Genomic DNA, 20,839 nt, shown 5'->3' on the forward strand with positions numbered 1-20,839 from the left:
CGAGGAGGTGTGCGCCTCAGCGCGCGGGCACCACCTGCCCGCCCTTCGCGACGCCCCAGCCGATCTGCGCCTTCTTGATGCCCTCGTGGTCGTTCGAGCTGAACGGGCGGACGAAGCGCCCGATGGCCCCGTCGTAGGGCGCCTGGAGGTTCTCGAGCGCGGCCTTCACCTGGGGTCCCTGGGCGCTCTTCGCCTGGGCGATCGCCAGCGCGACGAGCTTCATCGCGTCGTAGCCCTGCGCCCCGGCCGGGCCCATGGGGATGTGGGCCACCCCGTACTTCTTGCGGTAGGCCTCGGCGAACTGGGCACCGCGGCCGGTGGCGCCCGCCTCGATGAACGTCTGGGGCATGAGCGTGCCCTCGCCGTACGGCCCCGCCCCCTCCAGGAACGCCGCGCTGGAGAGCTGCCAGGAGCCGATGATGGGCGCCTTCCAGGCGGCCTTCTCGAGCGCCCGCGCGACCTGCGCCATCTCGGCGCCCATGCCGTAGGAGAGGATGACGTCGGCGCCGGCCGCCTTGGCCTCCTTCACCTGGCGCGACATGTCCCGGTCGTTCACCTTGAAGATCCCGACGGAGACCGGCTTCAGGCCGCGCTTGTCGAGCGCCGCCTCGATCCGCGCCTTGCCCTGCTGCCCGTACGGCGTGTCGTCGCAGAACAGCGCCGGCCGCTTGAAGCCGCGCACCTCGACCGCCTCGCGCACGACCAGCGCCGACTGCGTGAGGTCGCTCGCCGCCAGCCGGAACACGTAGTTGTCGGGCGACTCCACGAACAGCTCGTTCACCTTGTTGCCGGTCGCCACCGCCACGATCAGCGGCACCTTGTGCTGGTTGGCGAGCGCGAGGGAGGCGTTGGCGACGCCGGTGTTGACCGGCCCCAGCACCGCCGCCACGCCCCGCTCGATCATGCCCTTGACGAGCTGGGCGCCCTTCTCCGGGTTCGCCTCGTCGTCCCCCTCCACCACGACGAGCTTCTTGCCCAGGACGCCCCCCGCCGCGTTGATCTCGTCGGCGGCGAGCCGGGCGCCCTGGAGCTGGGAGATGCCGCCGGCGGCGGCGTTGCCGGTGAGGGGTCCGTACACGCCGACGGCGATGCTGCCCGGATCGGCCGCGGCGGCGGCGAGGGTGAGTGCGAGCGCTGCGAGGGACATGGGGGCTCCTGTTCGAGGTGGTCAAACCCGCGCGGCGGGCGCGCGGAGGGGAGCGGCGCGGGGCGCCGGGGAGAGCGACGGGGAGGGCTCGACCTCCTCGCCCGCGGCGAGCCGGAAGCGCCCGACGAGCTCCGCCAGCTCGGAGGCGCGGCCGGACAGCTCGGCCGCCGACGAGCTCGACTGCTCGGAGCTGGCGGCGTTCTGCTGGGTGACCTTGTCCATCTGGTTCACCGCGACGTTGAGGTGCTCGAGGCCGCGCGCCTGCTCGCGCGCCGCGGTGGCGATCTCGGCCACCAGGTCGGTGACGCGCGCGACGGCCTCGTCGATGCGGCCGAACCGCTCCTTCACGGCGCTCGAGGTGGCCTGGCCCTCCGCCGCCTGGGCCACCGACTCGCGGATGAGCTCCTCGGTCCGGCTGGCCGCCTGCTTCGACCGGAGCGCGAGCGAGCGCACCTCCTCGGCCACCACCGCGAAGCCGCGCCCCGCCTCGCCGGCCCGCGCCGCCTCGACCGCGGCGTTGAGCGCGAGCAGGTTGGTCTGGAACGCGATCTCGTTCACCTCCTTGATGATCTGGGAGGTGCCCTCGGCGGCGGCGCGGATCTTCTGCATCGTCCCCGCCATCCGGGCGATCGAGGTGCCGCCCTCCTCGGCGGCGGTGCGGGCCTGCCGCGCCATCCCGTCGGCCTGGGCGGCGTTGTCGGCGGTCTGCCGGGTCTGCGCGGCGATCTCCTCCAGCGAGGAGGAGGTCTCCTCGAGCGAGCTCGCCTGCTCCGAGGCGCCCTGCGCCACCGCCTGCGACGAGCTCGCGATCTGGTCGGCCGCGCCCGAGACCTGGCCCACCGCCGCCGCCACCTGCGCCAGCGCCGCCTGCAGCGCGGCGGCGGTGGCGTCGACGGCCACCTTCATCCGGGCGTGGTCGCCCTGGTACTCCCCCGTGGCCCGCGCGGTGAGGTCGCGCGCCGCCAGCGCCTCGAGCACGCGGGCCGCGTCCTCGATGGGCGCGATGACCGCCTCGAGGGTCGCGTCGAGCCGCTCCACGATGCGGCGGAAGTCTCCCCGGTGCTGGGCGGGGTCGGCGCGGGCCGAGAGCCTGCCCGCCAGGGCCGCCTCCGCCAGGGCGTCCACGTCCCGGACCACCGCCCCCACAGCGGCCACGCACCCGTTCACGCTGCGCGCCAGCTCCAGCAGCTCGCCTCTCCACGCGGCGTCGATGGGCGGCGGCAGCTCGCCGCGCGCGACGCGCTCCATGCTCGCGGCGACCACGCGGACCGGGCCCACGAAGGCCTCCACCGCGCCGTTCAGGGCGTCCACCACCGGGCGGAACTCCGGGTGGACCGCGGCCGCGTCCGCGCGCACCTCCAGCTCGCCGGCGGAGGCGGCGGCGGCGACCCGCAGCGCCTCCCCCGCGACCGCGCCGAGCTGCCGCCGCACGTTCCTGCCGATGAGCAGCGCCAGCGCCGCCAGCGCGAGGCCGGCCGCGCCGACGACGGCGCCGATGGTCCAGCTGGCGCGGCGCGCGCGGACCGTCGCCTCGTCCGAGTCCAGCTGCGCCGCCTGCTGCACGTAGTCGACGAGCCCGCTCACCTTCTCGGCCACCTGCTGGCGCGCGACGCGCGCGGCGGCGACCGCCTGCGCGGCCTCGCGGTCGAGCTCGGCGACCCGCGGGCCGTTGCTGAGCCCCTCCGCCAGGAGCCCGTCCCGCTGGCGCTGCTTCGCCACGATGAGCGCCACGCCGCGCTTCCACTCCTCCCAGAGCGGCGTGACCGCGGCCCACTCCGCCTTCACGTCCTCCTCCTGCGGCAGCTCCTCGAACGCGCTCCGGGCGGCCTCGGCCGCGCGCTGGGCCTCGTCGAGCTCGGCGAAGAACCCCTGCCGGTCGTCGTCGTCGGCGCGCGGGTTGACGAGCCCCCTCAGCGCCCCCTGCATGGAGAGCATCGCCTCCAGGTACGAGCCCGCGGCCTGCGCCGCCGGCAGGCGCGCCGCGGCCAGCCGCGCGAGCGACGCGGTGGTGGCGCGCAGGGAGACGAGCAGCCCGCCGCCCACGCCCACGAGGAGCGCGAGGGCGAGCCCGATGGCGAGCGTCACCTGGCCGCGGATCCGCAGCCTGCCCAGCGCCCGGGAGGGGTCCAGCCGGGAGGCGATCCGGATCGCGATGCGGGCAGCTTCCACGTGGTGTCCCTCCCGGCGAGGCGCGCCTGCGTCGAGCCACGCCTCAGCACGGCCCGTACCCGCCGCGGCGGCGCCGCGATCCGAGGCGGAGCGCGCGGTTTGCCTCCCCCTCGCTCCACCGTTGGGGCAGGTCGAGGCAGACCTTCCGTCAACCCAGGGTCGAGGCCGGTTCCCAGGCTCGGGGGACACCCGGACCGCGCGCCGGGCTCCCGGCCGCGGCGCCCGTGGGCCAGCCCGGCTGCCTGCTCCGCGACGCTACCGGACGCGCGCAGCCGTGCGCCCGCCGGAGAGGGACCCGCGGCTTGCCCGCGCGCCGGCCCGGCGCTATGAGCGGCGCGCGCCCGCTCGATCGGGCGCGCCACCCTTCACTGGAGGATGATCATGAAGCGTCTCGCCTTCGCCGCGCTCGCCGCCGCGCTCGCCCTTCCCGCCACCGCCCGTCAACCCAAGGCCTACCAGGTGACCGGCCAGGTCCTGGAGGTCTCGGACGACCTCATCGTGGTCCAGAAGGGCAAGGAGAAGTTCGAGATCGCCCGGACCGCCGACACGAAGGTCACCGGCGAGCTCAAGGAGGGGAGCAAGGCGACGGTCGAGTACCGGATGACCGCGACCACCGCCGAGGCGAAGGCCGACGGCAAGGGAGCGAAGAAGAAGTAGCCGGCGCGGGCTGCCCGTCGGGGCCCCCGGCCGTTTGGGGTGGTCGCCTCGACTTCCGATGTGCGTTCCGGTAGAAAAATCGACGCCCAGCTCATGAAGGGCTGGTCCGGACGGCCGTTGCAGGCGGTCCGCTCTAACGCAAGGAAGTACAGTACATGGCTACTGGTACCGTGAAGTGGTTCAACGACGCGAAGGGCTTCGGCTTCATCACGCAGGAGGGCGGCGGTGAGGACGTGTTCGTCCACCACACTGCCATCCAGTCCGAGGGGTTCCGCACCCTCGCCGAGGGGCAGAAGGTGGAGTTCGAGGTGAAGAAGGGCCCGAAGGGCCTGCAGGCCGCGAACGTCCGCGCCGTCTAGCGTCGTCGCTTCCGCTTCGACGTGAGATACCGAGGGCCTGGTCTCCCAGAGACCGGGCCCTCGCCGCGTCTGGCGCCCGGGGCCGCCGCGCGACCGCCGGCCCGACCATCACGCACCGTGTCATCGCCCTGAGGGGTTCGCCCTCCGCGCGCCGCTGCGCGCGCCCCCGCCCGTCCTTACCTCGCGATCGGGAGCGGCCTCGTCCGTGGCGGCGTCGCCGGCTCCGACCGGGGGGGGACGGGACATGGCGAAGAGGACGATCTCGCGGCGCCGCTTCATCCAGACGGCGGGCGCGGCGGCGCTCGGCGCGGGGCTCGGCGCCGCGGGGCTCGCGCCACGGCCGGCGCGCGCACAGCCGAAGTCGCTCAAGATCATGCAGTGGAGCCACTTCGTGCCGGGCTACGACAAGTGGTTCGACGGCGTGTTCTGCAAGCAATGGGGCCAGAAGCACGGCACCCAGGTCATCGTCGACCACATCTCGATCGGCGAGATCAACGCCCGCGCCGCCGCCGAGGTCGCGGCGCAGAAGGGCCACGACCTCTTCATGTTCCTCTCGCCGCCGGCGGCGTACGAGAAGCAGGTCATCGACCACGCCGAGATCTACCAGGAGGTGCAGAAGAAGCACGGCAAGGTGATCGACCTCGGCCACAAGTCCACCTTCAACCCGAAGACGAAGAAGTACTTCGCCTTCTCCGACTCCTACGTCCCCGATCCCGGCAACTACCGTAAGGATCTGTGGGAGCAGGTCGGGTTCCCGAACGGCCCCAGCACCTGGGACGACCTGCGCAAGGGCGCCAAGGCCATCAAGGACAAGCTCGGGAACCCCTGCGGCCTCGGGCTGTCGCAGGAGCTCGACACCAACATGGCGGTCCGTGCGCTGCTGTGGAGCTTCGGCGGTGCGGTGCAGGACGCGGAGGGGAAGGTCGTCATCAACTCCCCGCAGACCGTCGAGGCGCTCAAGTTCATGCGGGCGCTCTTCAAGGAGGCCGAGACCCCGGAGGTCTTCACCTGGGATCCCTCCTCCAACAACCGCGGCATCCTCTCCGGCAAGCTCTCCTTCGTGCAGAACGCGATCAGCGTGACGCGCACCGCGGAGAAGGAGAACCCGGAGATGTCGCAGAAGATCCAGCTCACGCCGGCGCTCCAGGGCCCGGTGCGCCGCATCGCGGCCGAGCACGTCATGGACTGCTACGTGATCTGGCGCTTCGCCGAGAACAAGGAGGGCGCGAAGCAGTTCCTCGCCGACTACATGGACGCGTTCGGCGAGGCGTTCAAGGCGAGCGAGTTCTACAACTTCCCCTGCTTCCCGCAGACGGTGCCGGACCTCGCCGCGCAGATCGCGAACGACCCGAAGGCGAAGCCGCCCGACAAGTACAAGGTGCTCGGGAACGTGCTCGACTGGGCCACCAACGTCGGCTACCCGGGCTACGCCACGGCGGCGGTGGACGAGGTGTTCAACACCTTCCAGCTCCCCACCATGTTCGCCAAGGTGGCGCGGGACGAGCTCAGCCCCGAGGACGCGGCGCGGGCGGCGGAGCGCGAGATCAAGCGCATCTTCCAGAAGTGGGCGTGAGCGGCGCTCCGGCTCCGGCCCAGGGAGGCGCATGGCCGTCCTCGAGACGCGCAGGCTGAGCAAGACGTACCAGCGGGGCGAGGCGAGCGCGGTCGACGCGGTCGACCTCGTCTCGCGCGAGGGCGAGTTCCTCGTCTTCCTCGGGCCGTCCGGCTCGGGCAAGAGCACGCTGCTCCGCATGATCGCCGGGCTCGAGGAGCCCACCGGCGGGCAGGTCTTCATCGGCGGGCGCGACGTGACCCACCTCGCGCCGCGGCAGCGCGGCATCGCGATGGTGTTCCAGAGCTACGCGCTCTACCCGCACCTCACGGTCCGCGAGAACATCCGCTTCCCGCTCAAGGCGCAGAAGGTGCCGAAGGCGCAGCACGCGGGGAAGGTGGAGTGGGCGAGCGCGCTGCTCGGCATCGGCCACCTGCTCGATCGCAAGCCGCGCCAGCTCTCGGGCGGCGAGCGGCAGCGGGTGGCGCTCGCCCGCGCCATCGTCCGCGAGCCGGAGCTGTTCCTGCTCGACGAGCCGCTGTCCAACCTCGACGCGAAGCTGCGCGCCAGCGCCCGCGAGGAGCTGGCGCAGTTCCACGACCGCGTCGGCACCACCACCGTCTACGTCACCCACGACCAGGTCGAGGCGATGGCCATGGGCGACCGGATCGTGGTGCTCGACCACGGGGTGGTCCGGCAGATCGGCACGCCGCGCGAGGTGTACGACGAGCCGGCCGACACCTTCGTCGCCACCTTCCTCGGCTCCCCGCCCATGAACCTGCTCGAGGCCGGCGACCTGGTGGTCGGCTTCCGGCCGGAGACGCTGGCGCCCGCGGCGCGGGTGGAGGTCCCCGCGGTGCGCTTCCAGCTGCGCGTCACGACCGTCGAGTACCTCGGCTCCGAGCAGGTCGCCTACGGGGTCTTCGAGGGGGGCCGCTTCGCGGGGGCGAAGGTCGTCTCGCGCCTGCCGACCTCGGCCGGCGCCTTCACCCCCGGCGCGCTGCAGGACTTCGCGGTGGCCCGGGATCAGCTCAGGCTGTTCGACAAGGCCACCACCCGCCGCAGCGCGCGGCGCGAGGCGGAGCTGGGATGGACCTGACCACCCCGGGCGGCCCGGCGTGAGGCCCTCCACGCGGCTCGGCGTGGCGATGTTCGCGCCGGCGCTCCTCTACATCACGGCGCTCATCGGCCTGCCGCTCGCCCTCGCCTTCCTCTACAGCGTGGGCGACGTGACGGTCGGCTCGGTGGGCTGGCACTTCGTCGGGCTGCGCAACTTCGAGAGCGTGCTCCAGAGCCCCAGCTTCCGCCGCGCGCTCCTCAACTCCTTCGTCTTCACCGTCGCCACCCAGGTCATCGTCATCGTCTGCGCCAACGTGCTGGCGCTGGCGCTCGAGGCCCCGTTCCGCGGCCGGGGGGTGGTGCGGTTCCTGGTGCTCCTGCCGTGGGTGGCGCCCATCTCGCTCGGCGCCATCGGCTGGAAGTGGATCCTCGACTCCATCTACAGCGTCATCAACTGGACCCTCGTCCACCTGCACCTGGTGAAGCCCTTCGACGCGCCCATGTGGCTCGGCGACCCGGTGCTCGCCATGGCCTCGGTCGTGCTGGTCCACAGCTGGCGCATGATCCCGTTCTCGACCGTCATCCTGCTCGCCGGCCTCACCTCCATCCCGCGCGAGATCCCGGAGGCCGCGGCGGTGGACGGGGCGGGCTTCTGGCGCACCCACTTCACCATCACCCTCCCGATGATGGCGCCCATCATCAACGTGGCGGTGCTGTTCGGCGTCATCTTCACCTTCACCGACATGACGGTGGTCTACATCCTCACCCGCGGCGGGCCCTACGACACGACGCAGGTGCTGCCGTCGCTCGCCTTCTTCACCGGCATCCTCGGCTCGGACCTGGCGGAGGGCGCCGCCATCTCGGTCTTCCTGGTCCCGATCCTGGTGGCGATCGCGCTGCTCATGCTGCGCGTGGCGCACCGCGCGGAGGTGGTGTGATGGCCGCGCCCGGCTCGGGCCCGCCGCGCTCGCCGGCCACCCGCGCCGGGCGCTGGGTGGTGGTAGTCGCGTTCTCGGTCCTGCTCGCGTTCCCCTTCTACTGGATGGTGATCACCACCTTCAAGCAGACCTCCGACCTCTACGACACCACGCACAACCCGTTCATCTTCGGCGCGGCGCCCACGCTCGATCACCTGCGCCTGCTCTTCGGCGAGACGCTCTTCCTGCGCTGGTTCCTCAACACGACGGTGGTCGGGGCAGCGGTGGTCGCGATCACGCTCGCGCTGGCGGTGCCGGCCGCCTACGCGCTGACGCGCCTCACAGGGAGCTGGGGGCCGCGGGTCGGGATGGGGATCTTCCTCACCTACCTCGTCCCGCCCACCCTCCTCTTCATCCCGCTCTCGCGGGTGGTGGCGCGGCTGGGCCTGCAGGACAGCCTGTGGTCGATCATCCTCGTCTACCCGACCTTCACCGTCCCGTTCTCGATCTGGCTGCTCATGGGGTTCTTCAAGTCGATCCCGCGCGACATCGAGGACGCGGCCCTGGTGGACGGCCTCACCCGGTTCCAGGCCTTCCTCCAGCTCATCATCCCCATCTCGCGCTCCGGCATCCTCACGGTGGTCATCTTCACCTTCACCCTGGTGACGCAGGAGTTCGTCTACGCGCTCACCTTCATCTCGTCGGCCTCGCACCAGACGGTGGGGGTGGGCGTGCCCATCTACCTCGTGCGCGGGGACGTCTACTTCTGGGGCTCGCTCATGGCGGCCTGCCTCATCGCGAGCCTCCCCATCGCCTTCGTCTACAACCTGTTCCTCGACCGCTTCATCGCGGGGTTCACGGTGGGCGCGGTGAAGTGAGCGCCGCCTCCAGCTTCGCCAGCGCCGACTCCGGCACCTTCGGCGGCGGCACCGCGTTCCGGATCGGCGGGAGGCTCCGCAGGTAGGCCCAGATCGCGGCGAGGTCGGCGTCGGTGAGGTGGGCGAGCGACATCCAGGGCATGGGCGGGAGGATGGGGCGCGCCCGAGGATCGCCGGTGTGCCGGCCGGTCCTCATGGCGGCGGCGAACTGCGGCTCGGTCCAGTCACCGAGGCCGGTCGGATCGGGCGTGAGGTTGCTGCTGTAGACCGTGCCGAACGGCAAGGCGAAGCTGGTGAAGTCGGGGCCGATCACGGCCGAGTCGGGCGGCGTGTACTTCCCGGCCGGATCCGGCCCGTCGGCGGGGTGGCCCGAGAGCCTCCGGGTCAGGTCCGGCGCGGGCACGCCGAGGGCGCGATCGACCTTCCACGGCGTGTGGCAGTCGTTGCAGCCGCCGAGCCGCACCAGGTACTCGCCCCGCTTCACCTGGGCCGGATCGGCGGCGCCCGCGGGCCCCGGCGCCGGGCTCGCGGCGGCGGCGAGGAGGAGCAACGGCGCGAAGGCGATCGACATGGAGCCTCCCAGGTCCGGCGCGTTCGTCGAGGTGACAGGGGGTCACGCTAACGAGCGGACCGCGGCGAGCCCGCCGCTCACCGGGGGCGCTCCCATCGGGATGGAGGTCCCGGGCGGCGCGCGCGCTCCGTTTGGCGCCCGGCGGCGGGGGCGGTACAACCGTCCGATGGCGCGCCTCGGCCTCTTCGGGATCGGCAACGTGCTCATGGGCGACGACGCGCTCGGGCCCTACGCGGTGAAGCTCATCGAGGCGGGGTACGAGCTGTCCCCCGAGGTCGAGCTGCGCGAGCTCGGCACCCCCGGCGCCGACCTCTCCATCCTGCTCGACGGCTTCGAGGCGGTGGTGGTGGTCGACACCGTCAAGCTGCCCGGCGCGCCCGGCGAGATCCGCGTCCTCGACAAGGCGGCGCTGCTCGCGAAGCGCCCGCTCCTCCCGGCGAGCCCCCACGAGCCCGGCCTGCGCGAGGCGCTCTTCGCGCTCGAGTTCCACGGCGGCGCGCCGCGCGAGGTGCGGCTCGTCGGGGTCATCCCGGGCCCGGTCGAGCTCGAGGTGGGGCTCTCGCCCGCCGTCCAGGCTGCGCTGCCGGCGGTGGTGGCGGCGGCGCTGGCGGAGCTCGCCGCGCTGGGCGCCCCGGCGCGGCCGCGCGCCGCGCCCACCGCGCCGGACCTGTGGTGGGAGCGGCGCGCCGGGTAGCGCGCGCCGCCGGGCGCGTGATAGCTTCCTCGCGGAAAAACCTCAGCCCTGGCGCACACCTGTGCGCCCAGCGCCGGTCCTCCGGAACGCTCCGTGCCCCCTCCTTCACCCCCGGCGGAAGGCCTCCGCATCACCATCCGCGGCACGGTGCAGGGCGTCGGGATGCGCCCGTTCGTGTACCGGGTGGCCGGGGTGGAGGGGGTGCGCGGCCGCGTCCGGAACGACGCGCGCGGCGTGACCATCGAGGCCTTCGCCGGCGCCGAGGCGCTGCGCCGGTTCGTGGCGCGGCTCGAGGCGGAGCGCCCGCCCGCGGCGCGCTTCGACGCGCTCGCCTGCGAGCGCATCCCGGACGAGCCGGTCGAGGGCTTCGCCATCGTGGAGAGCGAGGGCGCGGCCGCGGCGGCGCCGCGCGTCTCGATCCCGCCCGATCTCGCCACCTGCCCCGACTGCCTGCGCGAGCTCTTCGACCCGGCCGACCGGCGCTACCGCTACCCGTTCACGAACTGCACCAGCTGCGGGCCGCGCTTCACCATCGCCCGGGGCGTGCCCTACGACCGCGCGCTCACCACCATGGCGCCGTTCGCCCTCTGCCCCGCCTGCCGGCGCGAGTACGAGGACCCGCGCGACCGGCGCTTCCACGCCGAGCCGAACGCCTGCCCCGCCTGCGGCCCGCACCTCGCGCTGCTCGCGCCCGACGGACGGCCGCTGGCCGAGCGCGAGGAGGCGCTCGCCGCCGCGGTCCAGGCGCTGCGCGAGGGCCGGATCGTGGCGGTGAAGGGCGTGGGCGGCTTCCACCTCGCCTGCGACGCGCGCGCGCCGGCGGCGGTGGCGCGGCTCCGGCTGCGCAAGCGGCGCGAGGAGAAGCCGCTCGCGGTCATGCCGCGCGACCTGGCCGAGGCGGAGCTCCTCTGCGAGCTCGGCGACGCCGAGCGCCGCCTCCTCACCTCGCCCGAGCGGCCCATCGTGCTCGCGCCGCGCCGCGACGGGTGCGACGTCGCGCCCGAGGTCGCCCCCGACACGCCGCTCCTCGGCCTGCTCTTGCCCTACGCGCCGCTCCACCACCTCCTGCTCGAGGGCGTGCGCCGCCCGCTCGTCATGACGAGCGCGAACCTGTCGGAGGAGCCCATCGCCTACCGCGACGGCGAGGCGGTGGCGCGCCTCTCCGGCGTCGCCGACCTCCTGCTCGTCCACGACCGCGAGATCGAGACCCGCGCCGACGACTCGGTGGCGCGGGTGGTGGCAGGCGCGCCGGTGCTGCTGCGCCGGTCGCGAGGGTACGCGCCGCGCCCGGTGCGGCTGGCGCGCGCGCTCGGGCGCCCGGTGCTGGCGGTGGGGGCGCTCCTCAAGAACACCTTCTGCCTCGGGGTGGGCGACGCGGCGCACCTCGGCCCGCACATCGGCGACCTCGAGAACCTCGAGACGCTCGCGTCCTTCGAGGGGGCGGTGGCGCGCCTGGAGCAGTTCCTGCGCGCGCGGCCGGCGCTCCTCGCCCACGACCTCCACCCCGACTTCACCTCCACCCGCTACGCGCTGGAGCGCGCGCGCGCGGAGGGCCTGCCCGCCGTCGCCGTACAGCACCACCACGCGCACGCCGCGGGCTGCATGGCCGAGCACGGGCTCGAGGGCCCCGCGCTCGCGCTCACCTGGGACGGCACCGGCCTCGGCGACGACGGCGCGGCCTGGGGCGGCGAGCTCCTGCTCGCGCGCTACGGCGGCTACGAGCGGCTCGCCACCTTCCGGCCGGTGGCGCTCGCCGGCGGCGACAAGGCCATCCGGGAGCCGTGGCGCGTCGCGCTGGCGGCGCTCGACGACGCCTTCGGGGGCGCCCCGCCGCTCGAGGCCCTGCCGCTCTTCCGGGCGGCGCCGGCGGGAGAGGTGGCGCTGGTGCGGCAGATGATCGCGCGCGGCTTCAACGCCCCGCCCGCGCACGGCGCCGGCCGGCTCTTCGACGCGGCGGCCGCGCTGGCGCTGGCCCGCCCGCGCGCCGGCTACGAGGGGCAGCTGGCGATGGCGCTCGAGGCCGTGGCCGGCGGCACCTCGCCTGGCCGCTACGCCTTCCACGTCGACACCTCGACGGCGCCCTGGCAGCTCGACTGGCGGCCGCTCGTGCGCGAGCTCGCCGGGGACGTGGTGGCCGGCCGGCCCGCCGGGCTTGTCGCGGCGCGCTTCCACGGGGCCCTGGTGGCCGCGGCCGCGGAGCTCGTCCGCCTCGCCGCGGCGCGGCACGGCCGCCTGCCGGTCGTGCTCTCCGGCGGCTGCTTCGCCAACGCCCGGCTCGCCGAGGGCATCATCCACGAGCTGTCAGGTGTTTTTCAGGTATACCTGCCGCGCGCCGCCCCGCCTGGGGATGGGGGCATCGCGCTCGGGCAGGCGGTCGTCGCGGACGCGCGCGCTGGCGCGTGAGCCGAGGAGGAGCTTCACCATGTGTCTCGGGGTCCCAGGCAAGGTGCTCGAGGTGAACGGCCTCGAGGCGACGGTCGACTTCTTCGGCGTGAAGAAGCTGCTCCGCCTCGACATCGTCGACGAGCCGGTGGCGGTCGGCGACTACGTGCTGAACCACGTCGGCTTCGCCATCCGGCGCATCCCGCCGGACGAGGTGGGCGTGACGCTGGAGCTGTTCGAGCAGGTCCTCAAGGACGCCGCGGCGGGCGACCTCATGGCCGAGGACGTCCGCGGCGAGATGGCGGCCGGCGCCAAGGTCCCGGAGAAGGCCTGACCATGGCGCTCCAGGTGGAGGCCCAGGAGCTGAAGTTCCGCGACCCGGCCCGCGCGCGCGAGCTGGCGCAGGCGCTCGAGCGCGAGGTGAAGGCCATCGGCCGCTCGCCGGTGAACGTCATGCACGTGTGCGGCAGCCACGAGCAGGCCATCGCCCGCTTCGGCCTGCGCGCCGCCTTCCCGCGCGACCTCTCGGTCATCATGGGCCCCGGCTGCCCGGTCTGCGTCACCGACACCCCCGAGGTGGACGAGGCGGTGGCGCTCGCGGCCATGGGCGCCCGCGTCTGCACCTACGGCGACATGCTGAAGCTGCCCGGCGCGCAGAAGTCGCTCGGCGACGCGCAGGCCGACGGCGGCAAGGTCGAGGTCGTCTACAGCGTCTCGCAGGCGGTGGAGGTGGCGAAGCGCCACCCGCTGGAGCAGGTGGTCTTCTTCGCGAGCGGGTTCGAGACCACCGCCGTCGCGACGGCCGCGGTGCTGCTCGCCGGCGTCCCCGACAACTTCTCGGTGCTCTCCTCGCACAAGTACGTGCCGGCCGCCATGGAGGTGGTGTCGGCCATGCCGGAGACGCACATCGAGGGCTACATCGCCGCCGGCCACGCCGCCATCATCACCGGCTGGGAGATCTTCGTCCCCTTCGCGCGGAAGACCGGCGCGCCGGTGGTGGTGGCCGGCTTCGAGCCGCTCGACGTGCTGGCCGCGCTGGTGAAGCTGGTCGAGCTCATCAAGGAGCGCCGGCCCGAGGTGGCGAACATGTACCCGCGCTGCGTCACCCGCGAGGGGAACCAGCCGGCGCAGGAGAAGCTCTGGAAGGTCTTCCAGACCACCACCGGCGACTGGCGCGGCATCGCGCGCGTGCCGTCGGGGAACCTGGACCTCCGGCCGGAGTGGGCGCACGTGGACGCGCGCAAGCGGTTCCGCATCGACACGAGCCTGGTCGGCGGCAAGGTCGAGAACGAGCTCGCGAAGCAGTGCCTCTGCGGCGACATCATGTCGGGGCTCAAGAACCCGCACGACTGCAAGCTCTTCGGCAAGGAGTGCCGCCCCGACTCGCCGGTGGGCGCGTGCATGGTCTCCTCGGAGGGCGCCTGCCGCATCTGGCACCAGTACGGCGGCATCCCCGATCTTCGAGAGGTGGGCTAGATGGCCGGTCCGGATCGCGTCGCCCTGAAGCACGGAGCGGGGGGGCGCGCCATGCGCGCGCTCATCGAGGACGTCTTCCTGCCGCTGGGGGGCCCGGTGGACGGCGTCGGGCTGTCCGCCATGGACGACGGCGCCGCGCTGCGCGTCGGCGACCAGTGGCTCGTCGTCACCACCGACTCGCACGTGGTGCAGCCCATCTTCTTCCCGGGCGGCGACATCGGCCGCATCTCCGTCTGCGGCACCGTCAACGACCTCGCCATGATGGGCGCCACCGAGCCGCTCGGCCTCACCTGCGCGGTGGTGATCGAGGAGGGCTTCCCGCGCGAGGCGCTGGAGCGGATCCGCGACTCGATGAAGCGCGCCTGCGAGGAGGCCGGCGTCACCATCGTCACCGGCGACACCAAGGTGATGGGCAAGGGCGAGGTGGACGGGATCGTCCTCAACACGGCCGGGTTCGCGCTCGCGCGGCGGATCGTGCGGGACGACGGGCTCCGGCCCGGCGACCGGATCATCGTCACCGGCACGGTCGGCGACCACGGCATGGCGGTCATGACGCGGCGCCGCGACCTCCAGATCGAGGGCGACCTGCGCTCCGACGTGGCGCCGCTGAACGGCCTCGTCCGGGCGGCGCTCCAGGCGGGCGGTGAGGCGGTGGTGGCCATGAAGGACCCCACCCGCGGCGGGCTCGCCTCGGTGCTGCACGAGTTCGCGCAGAAGGCGAAGGTCGGGGTGGTCCTCGACGGCCCGTCGGTGCCGGTCACCCACGAGGTGCAGGCCGCCGCCGAGATGCTCGGCATCGACCCGCTGGTGGTGGCGAACGAGGGCAAGGCGGTGCTGGGCGTCCGGCCGGAGGCGGTCGACCGCGTGCTGGCGGCGCTCCGGGCGCACCCGCAGGGGCGGCGGGCGGCGGTGGTGGGCACCGCCGTCGCCGAGCGCCCCGGCAACGTCATCCTCGACACCGGCCTCGGCCGGCGGCTCCTCGCCGAGAGCGACGGCGAGCCGCTGCCGCGCATCTGCTAGGCCCGCCATGCACGAGTACTCGCTCGTCGAGGCGCTCATCCGGCGCGTGGAGGAGGAGGCGCGGAGCCGCCGCGCCGTCGCCATCCACGGCCTCAAGGTGAGCCTGGGGGAGCTGGCCGGCGTCGACCCGGAGCTCTTCCAGACCGCCTTCGAGACCTTCCGCCAGGGCACGCTCTGCGAGCGGACCGCGCTCGAGGTGGTGCACTACCCCGCCCGCTGGGTCTGCCCCCGCTGCGGCAAGACCTTCGCGCGCGGCGACATCCTCCGCTGCGAGCCGTGCGGCGCGCCGGCCCAGCTCACCCCGCAGAGCGACGCCCTGCTCCTCGACGCCATCGACATGGAGATCCCCTGATGTGCACCACCTGTGGCTGCGGTGACCCCGAGCTCGTGCCGGTCGAGCTCCACGAGAAGATCCTGGCCGGCAACGACCGCATCGCGGCCCACAACCGCGAGCACTTCCGCGAGGCGGGGGTGCTGGCCCTCAACATCATGGGCTCGCCCGGCTCGGGGAAGACCGCGCTCCTCGAGGCGAGCGCCCGCGTGCTCGGCGGCGTCCGGCTGGGCGCCGTCTCGGCCGACCTCGCCACCGACAACGACGCCCAGCGCCTCTCGAGGGCCGGCATCCCGTCGAAGGCCATCACCACCGGCCAGGCCTGCCACCTCGACGCCGAGCTGGTGCACCGCTCGCTGCACGACTTCCCCTGGCGGGAGCTCGACGTCTTCTTCATCGAGAACGTCGGGAACCTCGTCTGCCCCGCCATCTACGACCTGGGGCAGGAGGCGAACGTGGTCGCGCTCTCCGTGACCGAGGGCGAGGACAAGCCGCTCAAGTACCCGGTCATGTTCCAGAAGGCCGACCTGGTGCTGGTGACGAAGGTCGACCTCGTGCCCCACCTCGACTTCGACCTGCCGCGCCTCGAGGACAACCTGCGGCGCGTCATGCCCGACCCGAAGGTCCTGCGCGTCTCGGCGCGGACCGGCGAGGGGATGCAGGCCTGGAAGGCCTGGCTGGAGGCGCGGCGGGCCCCGGTCGTGGCGGGGAGGTCGAAGGAGGCCCGCCCGCACGAGCACGCGCACGCCCACCCCCACGAGCACACGCACGAGCACGCTCACGCGCACGGGGCGACGACGCACTCGCACCCGCACGCCCACCAGCACGCCCACGCCCACGAGCACCACGGCGCCGAGGAGCGCCACCAGCACGGCGGCGGCGACCACGGGCACGAGGGCTCGGGGCACGACCACGAGCACTGAGGGCGTGCCCGCCTGCTCGACCGCGGGCCCGAAGTTACGCGACCACTCCCGCTAGAACCAGCCGATAAGCCCGGCCTGGAAGCCCAGCTCGGTCACCTTGGTGTGGGTCGCGGAGAGGCCGATGTCGGCGGTCGGCCCGAGCAGGAACCCGAAGTTGCGGGTCGGGGTGACGACGAGCTGCGCCTCGAGGGCCGCCGCCAGCAGGTAGGCAGACGAGCCCAGGTCCACCATCACGTAGCTCAGGCCCGCGCGCGGCCAGAAGGTCACGGCGTCGCTCGCGCGGAGCGCCCAGCCGAGCCGCGGGTTCAGGCCCAGGATGGTGGTGTTGCTCCCGTTCTCGGGGCTGACGACGCCGACCTCGGCGCCCAGGCCGACGGTGAGGCCCCCCGCGGCGAAGTAGTCGAGCCCGATGCGGGGGATGCTGTAGGGCGCCACGCCCGCCTCGAGCCCGCCGGGACCGAAGAGGGAGAAGCTCGTGTAGTTGGAGCCGACGCTCGGCCTGGCGTGGTGGATCCCGAACAGCCGCTCCGCCGCCAGCGACACGGAGCCCGGACCTGCGAACGACGAGCCGTCCCCGGCCCGAGCGCTCGAGCTCCAGCACAGCCCCGCCACCGCGACCGCGATCGCCACCCAGTTCTTGCGCATGAGCTCCCCCCGCGGGAGATCGAGCTCCCGCTCTCCCGCGGAGGGTAGGACGGATGGGCGTGACTCACCGTGATCCGGATCAGCCGCGAGGCGTCCGCCGGAGCAGGCGACCCGACGCTCGGTGAGTGAGGGGTGAGGTGGGTGCGGCGGGCCGGTTCACGCCTGCGGCGGCGAGGCCTCGCCCCCGGTCACCTCGCGCACCATGGCCCGGCCCTTCTCCATCGCCGACCGGCCGGAGGCCATCGCCTTGCGGGCGCGCCCCTTCACCTCGCGCGAGCGGGACCGCGCCATCTTGCGCCCCCGGTCGGCGGCCTCGCGCAGGGCGTCCCGGCCCTTGTCGAGCAGCGCCGAGAGCGCGCCGGCGAGGAGGTTCCCGGGCGGGCTGTCGGGCGCGCCGGAATGCGGGTGCGTCGGGGCGGCCTTCTTCGCCTGCTCCAGCAGCGCCCCCAGCTCCTTGCGGTCTCGCGGCGGGAAGGCCTTGGCGAGGCGCGGCAGGAGCTCGGACTCCTCCTCCTCCACGTGGTGCCGCACGCTCTCCATGAGCACGGTCATCTTGGCGCAGTACCGCTCGTCCTCCGGGCTCATCTTCTCGAGCTCGAGGAGCGTCAGCTTCACGAGGTGGTGCTCCTCGAGCGCCTCGAGCACCTCGTCCTCGGTGGACGCGTCGCCGCGGCGCAGCGCCGGGTAGAGCACCTGCTCCTCGATCGCGGCGTGGACGGAGAGCTCCTTCACCACCTTCTCCACCACGCGCCGCATCTCGGCCGTCCTCTCGGCCTTCTCCGCGCGCTCGAACTGCTTGAAGAGCTGCTCCACCGTGCGGTGGTCCTGCTTGACGAGCTGGACGGCGTCCATGGCAAGTCCCCCTTTGCACGAGAGGCTTGCCATCGGGCGGGCGTCCGGCAACGCCCCCGGACCCTCCGCGCCGCTCACCGCGACGAAGCGTCGCGGATCATCTCCTCGAGCCGGCCGAGCGCCGTCTCCAGCACCGGCAGCGCCGGCCCGAACGAGAAGCGGACGTACTGGCGGAAGCGCGAGCCGGCGCGGCTGCGCCGCTTGCCGGGGTTCACGTCGAAGAACTCGCCGGGGACGCAGATCACCTGGCGCTTCAGCGCCTCCCGGAAGAACCCCATCCCGTCCGAGAGCGGCGGCGGCAGGTGCGCCACCGAGCCCCACACGTAGAAGGTCCCGTCCGGCGCGCGGTCGGTCCGGACCCCCATCGCCTCGAGGCGGCGCAGCATGCGCGCCCGCTTCTCCCCGAAGGTGCGGTGGATGGCGAGCGTCTCCGCCTTGACCTGCTCCTCGGCCAGGAGCGGGATGGCGGCGCGCTGCAGCGGGCGCGAGCCGCCGCCGTCGAGGAAGGAGCCGGCGCTCCCCACCGCCTCGATGACCGAGCGCGGGCCCACCGTCCAGGTGACCCGCCAGCCAGGGTAGCGCCAGTTCTTGGTGAGCCCGTCGAACACCACCACCGGGTCGCGGTCCACGTCCTCCACGTACCGGGCGGCGCTCTCCACCGGCAGCCGGCCGGGCGCTCCGGTCCAGATGTAGTGAGAGTAGAACTCGTCGAGGAGCAGCGTGCAGTCGAGATCGCGCGCGACGCCCACCCAGCGGGCGAGCTCGTCGCCCTGTACCAGCTTGCCGGTCGGGTTGCAGGGGTTCGAGGCGAGCAGCGCCGACAGGCCGCGGCCGCCGATCTCGCGCCGGAGGTCGTCCGCGGTGAAGGCGTAGCCGCGCTCCCCCTCGAGCAGGATGGGGATGGCGGTGAACGCCTTGAAGATGTCGAGCAGCTCCTCGTAGGCGGTGTAGTCGGGCAGGAAGTGGCCGAGGTTCACGTGGCCGAGCGCCGCCGCGGCGCGGGTGAGCGCGGTCCGCCCGCCGCCCGAGACGGCCACGTTCTCGGCGGCGTACTGCGAGGGCATCCCCCGGCGGTAGAGCTGGTTGTAGAGGCCGGCGATCGCCTCGCGCAGCTCCCAGATCCCGGGGACCGGCGCGTACTCCTGGTCGTCGACGTCCACCGCCACCTGGTGCACCCGCGGCGGCGAGTCGGGGAGCGGGCCGGTCTCGGGCTGCCCCTGCCCCAGGTTGCACCAGGCGGGGTCGCGCTGCGAGTAGCCGAGCTTCGTCGCCTCGGTGGTGGCGTAGATGACGCCCGTCCGCGGGACGGTGCGGAAGGCGTGGACGTGGCTGCGGTGTTCGTCGCTCATCGGATCCGCGAGCGTATCACCCTCGGCGGGGACGTTCGAGCGGGCGGGCGCTCAGGGGGCAGGCGCCGCCTGGCCGGGGGCGGCTTCGCCGGTGATGTCCGCCAGCGCCCGCTCGATCCGCCCCCGCACGTCGTCGCGGAGCTCGGCGATGCGGCGCACCTGCTCGCGCCCCTCGGCGGCGGACGCGGCGGCGGTGGAGACGGGCTCGAGGACGCGCACCACCAGCCGCGCCGGGCGAACCCAGGGCGTCCCCTTCGGCATGCCCTGCGCGCTGCCGGAGACGGCGATGGGGAGGATCGGCACGCCGGCGTCGACGGCCAGCTTGAAGGCGCCCGCCTTGAACGGGAGCATCTTGCCGTCGCGCGAGCGCGTCCCCTCGGGGAAGAGCATCACGTGCATGCCGTGGGTGAGGTAGTCCTTCGCCTTCGCCATCACGACGGCCGCGCTGGCGGCGTCGCCGCGCTCGATGGCGATGTCCCCGACCATCCAGAACGCCCAGCCGATCCACGGGATCTTGAAGAGCGAGCGCTTCGCCACCCACTTCATCTCGTGCGGGAGGTTCGAGATGAGGAAGATGTCGAGGAACGACTGGTGATTCGCGACCACCACGTACGCCTGCCGGCCCTCCGGCCAGCGCCCCTCCAGCCGGATGCGCCAGAACGGGAAGCTGCGGGAGACGAACGCCCCGCAGAGCCGCAGGAGCCGGCCGGCGGCGGCGCGGTTCCGGTCGAACGGGAGGGTGACGAGCAGCGTCAGCGCGACGAGGGGCGGCCAGACGGCGATCGCCGCGATCGACAGCGCGTAGGCGACGATCGCGACCAGCGGGACGAGGAGGCTCACGGGGCCCGTAGTCTAGAGGGCCGGCGGGCCGCGGTCGAGCGGCCCGGTTAGACTCCGCGCGTGCCCGAGCTGCCCGACCTCGAGAGCTACGCCGAGGCGCTGCGCGAGCGCGTCCTGGGGGAGCCGCTCGCCGCGGTGAGGCTCGCGAGCCCGTTTCTCCTCCGCACGGCCGAGCCCCCGCTGCGCGCGGTGGAGGGGCGCCGCGTCCGCGAGGTGCGGCGGGTCGGCAAGCGGCTCGTGCTGGCGCTCGACGGCGAGCTGTTCCTGGCCCTCCACCTCATGATCGCCGGCCGGCTGCGCTGGATCGACGCCGGCGGGAAGCGGCCCGCCCGCGCCGGCGCGCCGCTCGCCACCTTCGAGTTCCCGCGCGGCACGCTCCTCCTCACCGAGGCGGGCACGAAGCGGCGCGCCGCGCTCCACCTCCTCCAGGGCGAGGCGGCGCTGGCGGCGCTCGACCGCGGCGGCGCCGAGCCGCTCGCGCTCGACCGGACCGCGTTCGCCGCGGTGCTGCGGCGCGAGAACCACACACTGAAGCGCGCGCTCACCGACCCGCGCCTCTTCTCCGGCATCGGCAACGCCTACTCGGACGAGATCCTCCACCGCGCCCGGCTCTCGCCGGTGAAGCTCACCTCGCGCCTCGCGGAGGACGAGGTGGGCCGGCTCCACGACGCGGCGCGCGCGGTGCTGGGCGAGTGGACGGCGCGCCTGCGCGCCGAACGCCGCGGCGGCTTCCCGGAGCAGGTCACCGCCTTCCGGCCCGAGTTTGCGGTGCACGGCCGCCACCGGCAGCCCTGCCCGGTCTGCGGCGCGCCGGTGCAGCGCATCGTCCACGCCGAGCACGAGACGAACTACTGCCCGCGCTGCCAGACCGGCGGGCAGATCCTCTCGGATCGATCGCTGGCGCGGCTGCTCAAGGAAGACTGGCCGCGCACGCTGGAGGAGCTCGAGAGCAGACCGGGGCTCGGGCTGCGGAGCGGGCCGCCGCCTGCCGGCGGCTGACCACGATCAAACGAGGAAC

21 protein-coding genes are annotated in these 20,839 nt (G+C 73.6%); 14 read left to right on the forward strand and 7 right to left on the reverse strand.

The window, feature by feature from the left end; genetic code table 11:
- Nucleotides 1-16: 16 nt before the first annotated feature.
- Complete coding sequence (locus tag HWY08_RS02400) at nucleotides 17-1,147, reverse strand: ABC transporter substrate-binding protein (protein WP_176062518.1); 1,131 nt, start codon at nucleotides 1,145-1,147, stop codon at nucleotides 17-19.
- Nucleotides 1,148-1,168: 21 nt separating this feature from the next.
- Nucleotides 1,169-3,316, reverse strand: a complete 2,148-nt coding sequence (locus HWY08_RS02405) for a methyl-accepting chemotaxis protein (protein WP_176062520.1) — start codon at nucleotides 3,314-3,316, stop codon at nucleotides 1,169-1,171.
- A gap of 381 nt (nucleotides 3,317-3,697) precedes the next feature.
- Here HWY08_RS02405 and HWY08_RS02410 point away from each other — a divergent pair, with 381 nt between their 5' ends.
- The 6 genes from HWY08_RS02410 to HWY08_RS02435 all read left to right on the forward strand — a co-directional run bounded on the left by HWY08_RS02410 (nucleotide 3,698) and on the right by HWY08_RS02435 (nucleotide 8,738).
- Entirely contained in the window at nucleotides 3,698-3,973 is a 276-nt protein-coding gene (locus HWY08_RS02410) for a hypothetical protein (RefSeq protein ID WP_176062522.1), read from the forward strand.
- Nucleotides 3,974-4,128: 155 nt separating this feature from the next.
- On the forward strand, nucleotides 4,129-4,332 hold the full coding sequence (locus HWY08_RS02415; RefSeq protein WP_176062524.1) for a cold-shock protein: 204 nt from the start codon (nucleotides 4,129-4,131) through the stop codon (nucleotides 4,330-4,332).
- A 244-nt stretch (nucleotides 4,333-4,576) separates the two neighbouring features.
- Entirely contained in the window at nucleotides 4,577-5,905 is a 1,329-nt protein-coding gene (locus tag HWY08_RS02420; protein WP_176062526.1) for an extracellular solute-binding protein, read from the forward strand.
- A gap of 31 nt (nucleotides 5,906-5,936) precedes the next feature.
- Nucleotides 5,937-6,983 carry an ABC transporter ATP-binding protein gene (locus HWY08_RS02425; RefSeq protein ID WP_176062528.1) on the forward strand — a complete coding sequence of 349 codons (1,047 nt, stop codon included), beginning with the start codon at nucleotides 5,937-5,939 and terminating at the stop codon, nucleotides 6,981-6,983.
- A gap of 19 nt (nucleotides 6,984-7,002) precedes the next feature.
- Complete coding sequence (locus HWY08_RS02430; RefSeq protein ID WP_235969410.1) at nucleotides 7,003-7,881, forward strand: carbohydrate ABC transporter permease; 879 nt, start codon at nucleotides 7,003-7,005, stop codon at nucleotides 7,879-7,881.
- The gene (locus tag HWY08_RS02435; RefSeq protein ID WP_176062530.1) at nucleotides 7,881-8,738 is read left to right on the forward strand and encodes a carbohydrate ABC transporter permease; all 858 of its coding nucleotides are present in this window, start codon (nucleotides 7,881-7,883) and stop codon (nucleotides 8,736-8,738) included. Before HWY08_RS02430 ends, HWY08_RS02435 begins: the two co-directional genes overlap by 1 nt.
- On the opposite strand, the gene HWY08_RS02440 is transcribed toward HWY08_RS02435, so the two are convergent.
- Nucleotides 8,716-9,309: a c-type cytochrome gene (locus tag HWY08_RS02440; RefSeq protein ID WP_176062531.1), complete on the reverse strand. Its 594-nt coding sequence runs from the start codon at nucleotides 9,307-9,309 to the stop codon at nucleotides 8,716-8,718. The genes HWY08_RS02435 and HWY08_RS02440 overlap by 23 nt on opposite strands.
- A gap of 166 nt (nucleotides 9,310-9,475) precedes the next feature.
- On the opposite strand from HWY08_RS02440, the gene HWY08_RS02445 reads away from it, so the two are divergent.
- The 7 genes from HWY08_RS02445 (at nucleotide 9,476) to hypB (ending at nucleotide 16,135) form a co-directional block, all read left to right on the forward strand.
- The gene (locus tag HWY08_RS02445; RefSeq protein WP_176062533.1) at nucleotides 9,476-10,003 is read left to right on the forward strand and encodes a hydrogenase maturation protease; all 528 of its coding nucleotides are present in this window, start codon (nucleotides 9,476-9,478) and stop codon (nucleotides 10,001-10,003) included.
- Between the two features lie 93 nt (nucleotides 10,004-10,096).
- Entirely contained in the window at nucleotides 10,097-12,406 is a 2,310-nt protein-coding gene (hypF, locus tag HWY08_RS02450; protein WP_176062535.1) for a carbamoyltransferase HypF, read from the forward strand.
- Between the two features lie 19 nt (nucleotides 12,407-12,425).
- On the forward strand, nucleotides 12,426-12,719 hold the full coding sequence (locus HWY08_RS02455; protein ID WP_176062537.1) for a HypC/HybG/HupF family hydrogenase formation chaperone: 294 nt from the start codon (nucleotides 12,426-12,428) through the stop codon (nucleotides 12,717-12,719).
- A gap of 2 nt (nucleotides 12,720-12,721) precedes the next feature.
- Nucleotides 12,722-13,861 (forward strand): hydrogenase formation protein HypD, encoded by a 1,140-nt coding sequence (gene hypD, locus HWY08_RS02460; protein WP_176062539.1) that lies wholly within the window; start codon nucleotides 12,722-12,724, stop codon nucleotides 13,859-13,861.
- Nucleotides 13,862-14,881: a hydrogenase expression/formation protein HypE gene (hypE, locus tag HWY08_RS02465; RefSeq protein ID WP_176062541.1), complete on the forward strand. Its 1,020-nt coding sequence runs from the start codon at nucleotides 13,862-13,864 to the stop codon at nucleotides 14,879-14,881.
- 7 nt (nucleotides 14,882-14,888) lie between these two features.
- Nucleotides 14,889-15,233 (forward strand): hydrogenase maturation nickel metallochaperone HypA/HybF, encoded by a 345-nt coding sequence (locus HWY08_RS02470; protein ID WP_176062543.1) that lies wholly within the window; start codon nucleotides 14,889-14,891, stop codon nucleotides 15,231-15,233.
- Nucleotides 15,233-16,135: a hydrogenase nickel incorporation protein HypB gene (gene hypB, locus HWY08_RS02475; protein WP_176062545.1), complete on the forward strand. Its 903-nt coding sequence runs from the start codon at nucleotides 15,233-15,235 to the stop codon at nucleotides 16,133-16,135. The genes HWY08_RS02470 and hypB overlap by 1 nt, the downstream gene beginning before the upstream one ends.
- Before the next feature lie 51 nt (nucleotides 16,136-16,186).
- Here hypB and HWY08_RS02480 read toward each other — a convergent pair whose 3' ends face one another.
- The 4 genes from HWY08_RS02480 to HWY08_RS02495 form a co-directional block, all read right to left on the reverse strand.
- Nucleotides 16,187-16,780: a hypothetical protein gene (locus HWY08_RS02480; protein ID WP_176062547.1), complete on the reverse strand. Its 594-nt coding sequence runs from the start codon at nucleotides 16,778-16,780 to the stop codon at nucleotides 16,187-16,189.
- Nucleotides 16,781-16,936: 156 nt separating this feature from the next.
- Entirely contained in the window at nucleotides 16,937-17,632 is a 696-nt protein-coding gene (locus HWY08_RS02485; protein ID WP_176062549.1) for a hemerythrin domain-containing protein, read from the reverse strand.
- Between the two features lie 74 nt (nucleotides 17,633-17,706).
- A complete protein-coding gene (locus HWY08_RS02490; protein WP_176062551.1) occupies nucleotides 17,707-18,981 on the reverse strand; it encodes a pyridoxal phosphate-dependent aminotransferase in 1,275 nt (424 codons plus the stop codon).
- 51 nt (nucleotides 18,982-19,032) lie between these two features.
- The gene (locus tag HWY08_RS02495; RefSeq protein WP_176062552.1) at nucleotides 19,033-19,821 is read right to left on the reverse strand and encodes a lysophospholipid acyltransferase family protein; all 789 of its coding nucleotides are present in this window, start codon (nucleotides 19,819-19,821) and stop codon (nucleotides 19,033-19,035) included.
- Nucleotides 19,822-19,881: 60 nt separating this feature from the next.
- Between HWY08_RS02495 and HWY08_RS02500 the strand changes: the two genes are divergently transcribed.
- The gene (locus HWY08_RS02500) at nucleotides 19,882-20,820 is read left to right on the forward strand and encodes an Fpg/Nei family DNA glycosylase (protein WP_176062554.1); all 939 of its coding nucleotides are present in this window, start codon (nucleotides 19,882-19,884) and stop codon (nucleotides 20,818-20,820) included.
- Nucleotides 20,821-20,839 lie beyond the last annotated feature (19 nt).

It is taken from the genome of Anaeromyxobacter diazotrophicus (assembly GCF_013340205.1).
Lineage (GTDB): Bacteria > Myxococcota > Myxococcia > Myxococcales > Anaeromyxobacteraceae > Anaeromyxobacter_A > Anaeromyxobacter_A diazotrophicus.

Coding starts and splice junctions, on each gene's coding strand:
- HWY08_RS02470 (WP_176062543.1), top strand. CDS start 14,889: ATGCACGAGTACTCGCTCGTCGAGGCGCTCATCCGGCGCGTGGAGGAG.
- HWY08_RS02440 (WP_176062531.1), bottom strand. CDS start 9,309: ATGTCGATCGCCTTCGCGCCGTTGCTCCTCCTCGCCGCCGCCGCGAGC.
- HWY08_RS02455 (WP_176062537.1), top strand. CDS start 12,426: ATGTGTCTCGGGGTCCCAGGCAAGGTGCTCGAGGTGAACGGCCTCGAG.
- HWY08_RS02445 (WP_176062533.1), top strand. CDS start 9,476: ATGGCGCGCCTCGGCCTCTTCGGGATCGGCAACGTGCTCATGGGCGAC.
- hypB (WP_176062545.1), top strand. CDS start 15,233: ATGTGCACCACCTGTGGCTGCGGTGACCCCGAGCTCGTGCCGGTCGAG.
- HWY08_RS02435 (WP_176062530.1), top strand. CDS start 7,881: ATGGCCGCGCCCGGCTCGGGCCCGCCGCGCTCGCCGGCCACCCGCGCC.
- HWY08_RS02490 (WP_176062551.1), bottom strand. CDS start 18,981: ATGAGCGACGAACACCGCAGCCACGTCCACGCCTTCCGCACCGTCCCG.
- HWY08_RS02420 (WP_176062526.1), top strand. CDS start 4,577: ATGGCGAAGAGGACGATCTCGCGGCGCCGCTTCATCCAGACGGCGGGC.
- HWY08_RS02400 (WP_176062518.1), bottom strand. CDS start 1,147: ATGTCCCTCGCAGCGCTCGCACTCACCCTCGCCGCCGCCGCGGCCGAT.
- HWY08_RS02480 (WP_176062547.1), bottom strand. CDS start 16,780: ATGCGCAAGAACTGGGTGGCGATCGCGGTCGCGGTGGCGGGGCTGTGC.
- HWY08_RS02425 (WP_176062528.1), top strand. CDS start 5,937: ATGGCCGTCCTCGAGACGCGCAGGCTGAGCAAGACGTACCAGCGGGGC.
- HWY08_RS02415 (WP_176062524.1), top strand. CDS start 4,129: ATGGCTACTGGTACCGTGAAGTGGTTCAACGACGCGAAGGGCTTCGGC.
- HWY08_RS02410 (WP_176062522.1), top strand. CDS start 3,698: ATGAAGCGTCTCGCCTTCGCCGCGCTCGCCGCCGCGCTCGCCCTTCCC.
- hypE (WP_176062541.1), top strand. CDS start 13,862: ATGGCCGGTCCGGATCGCGTCGCCCTGAAGCACGGAGCGGGGGGGCGC.
- hypD (WP_176062539.1), top strand. CDS start 12,722: ATGGCGCTCCAGGTGGAGGCCCAGGAGCTGAAGTTCCGCGACCCGGCC.
- HWY08_RS02485 (WP_176062549.1), bottom strand. CDS start 17,632: ATGGACGCCGTCCAGCTCGTCAAGCAGGACCACCGCACGGTGGAGCAG.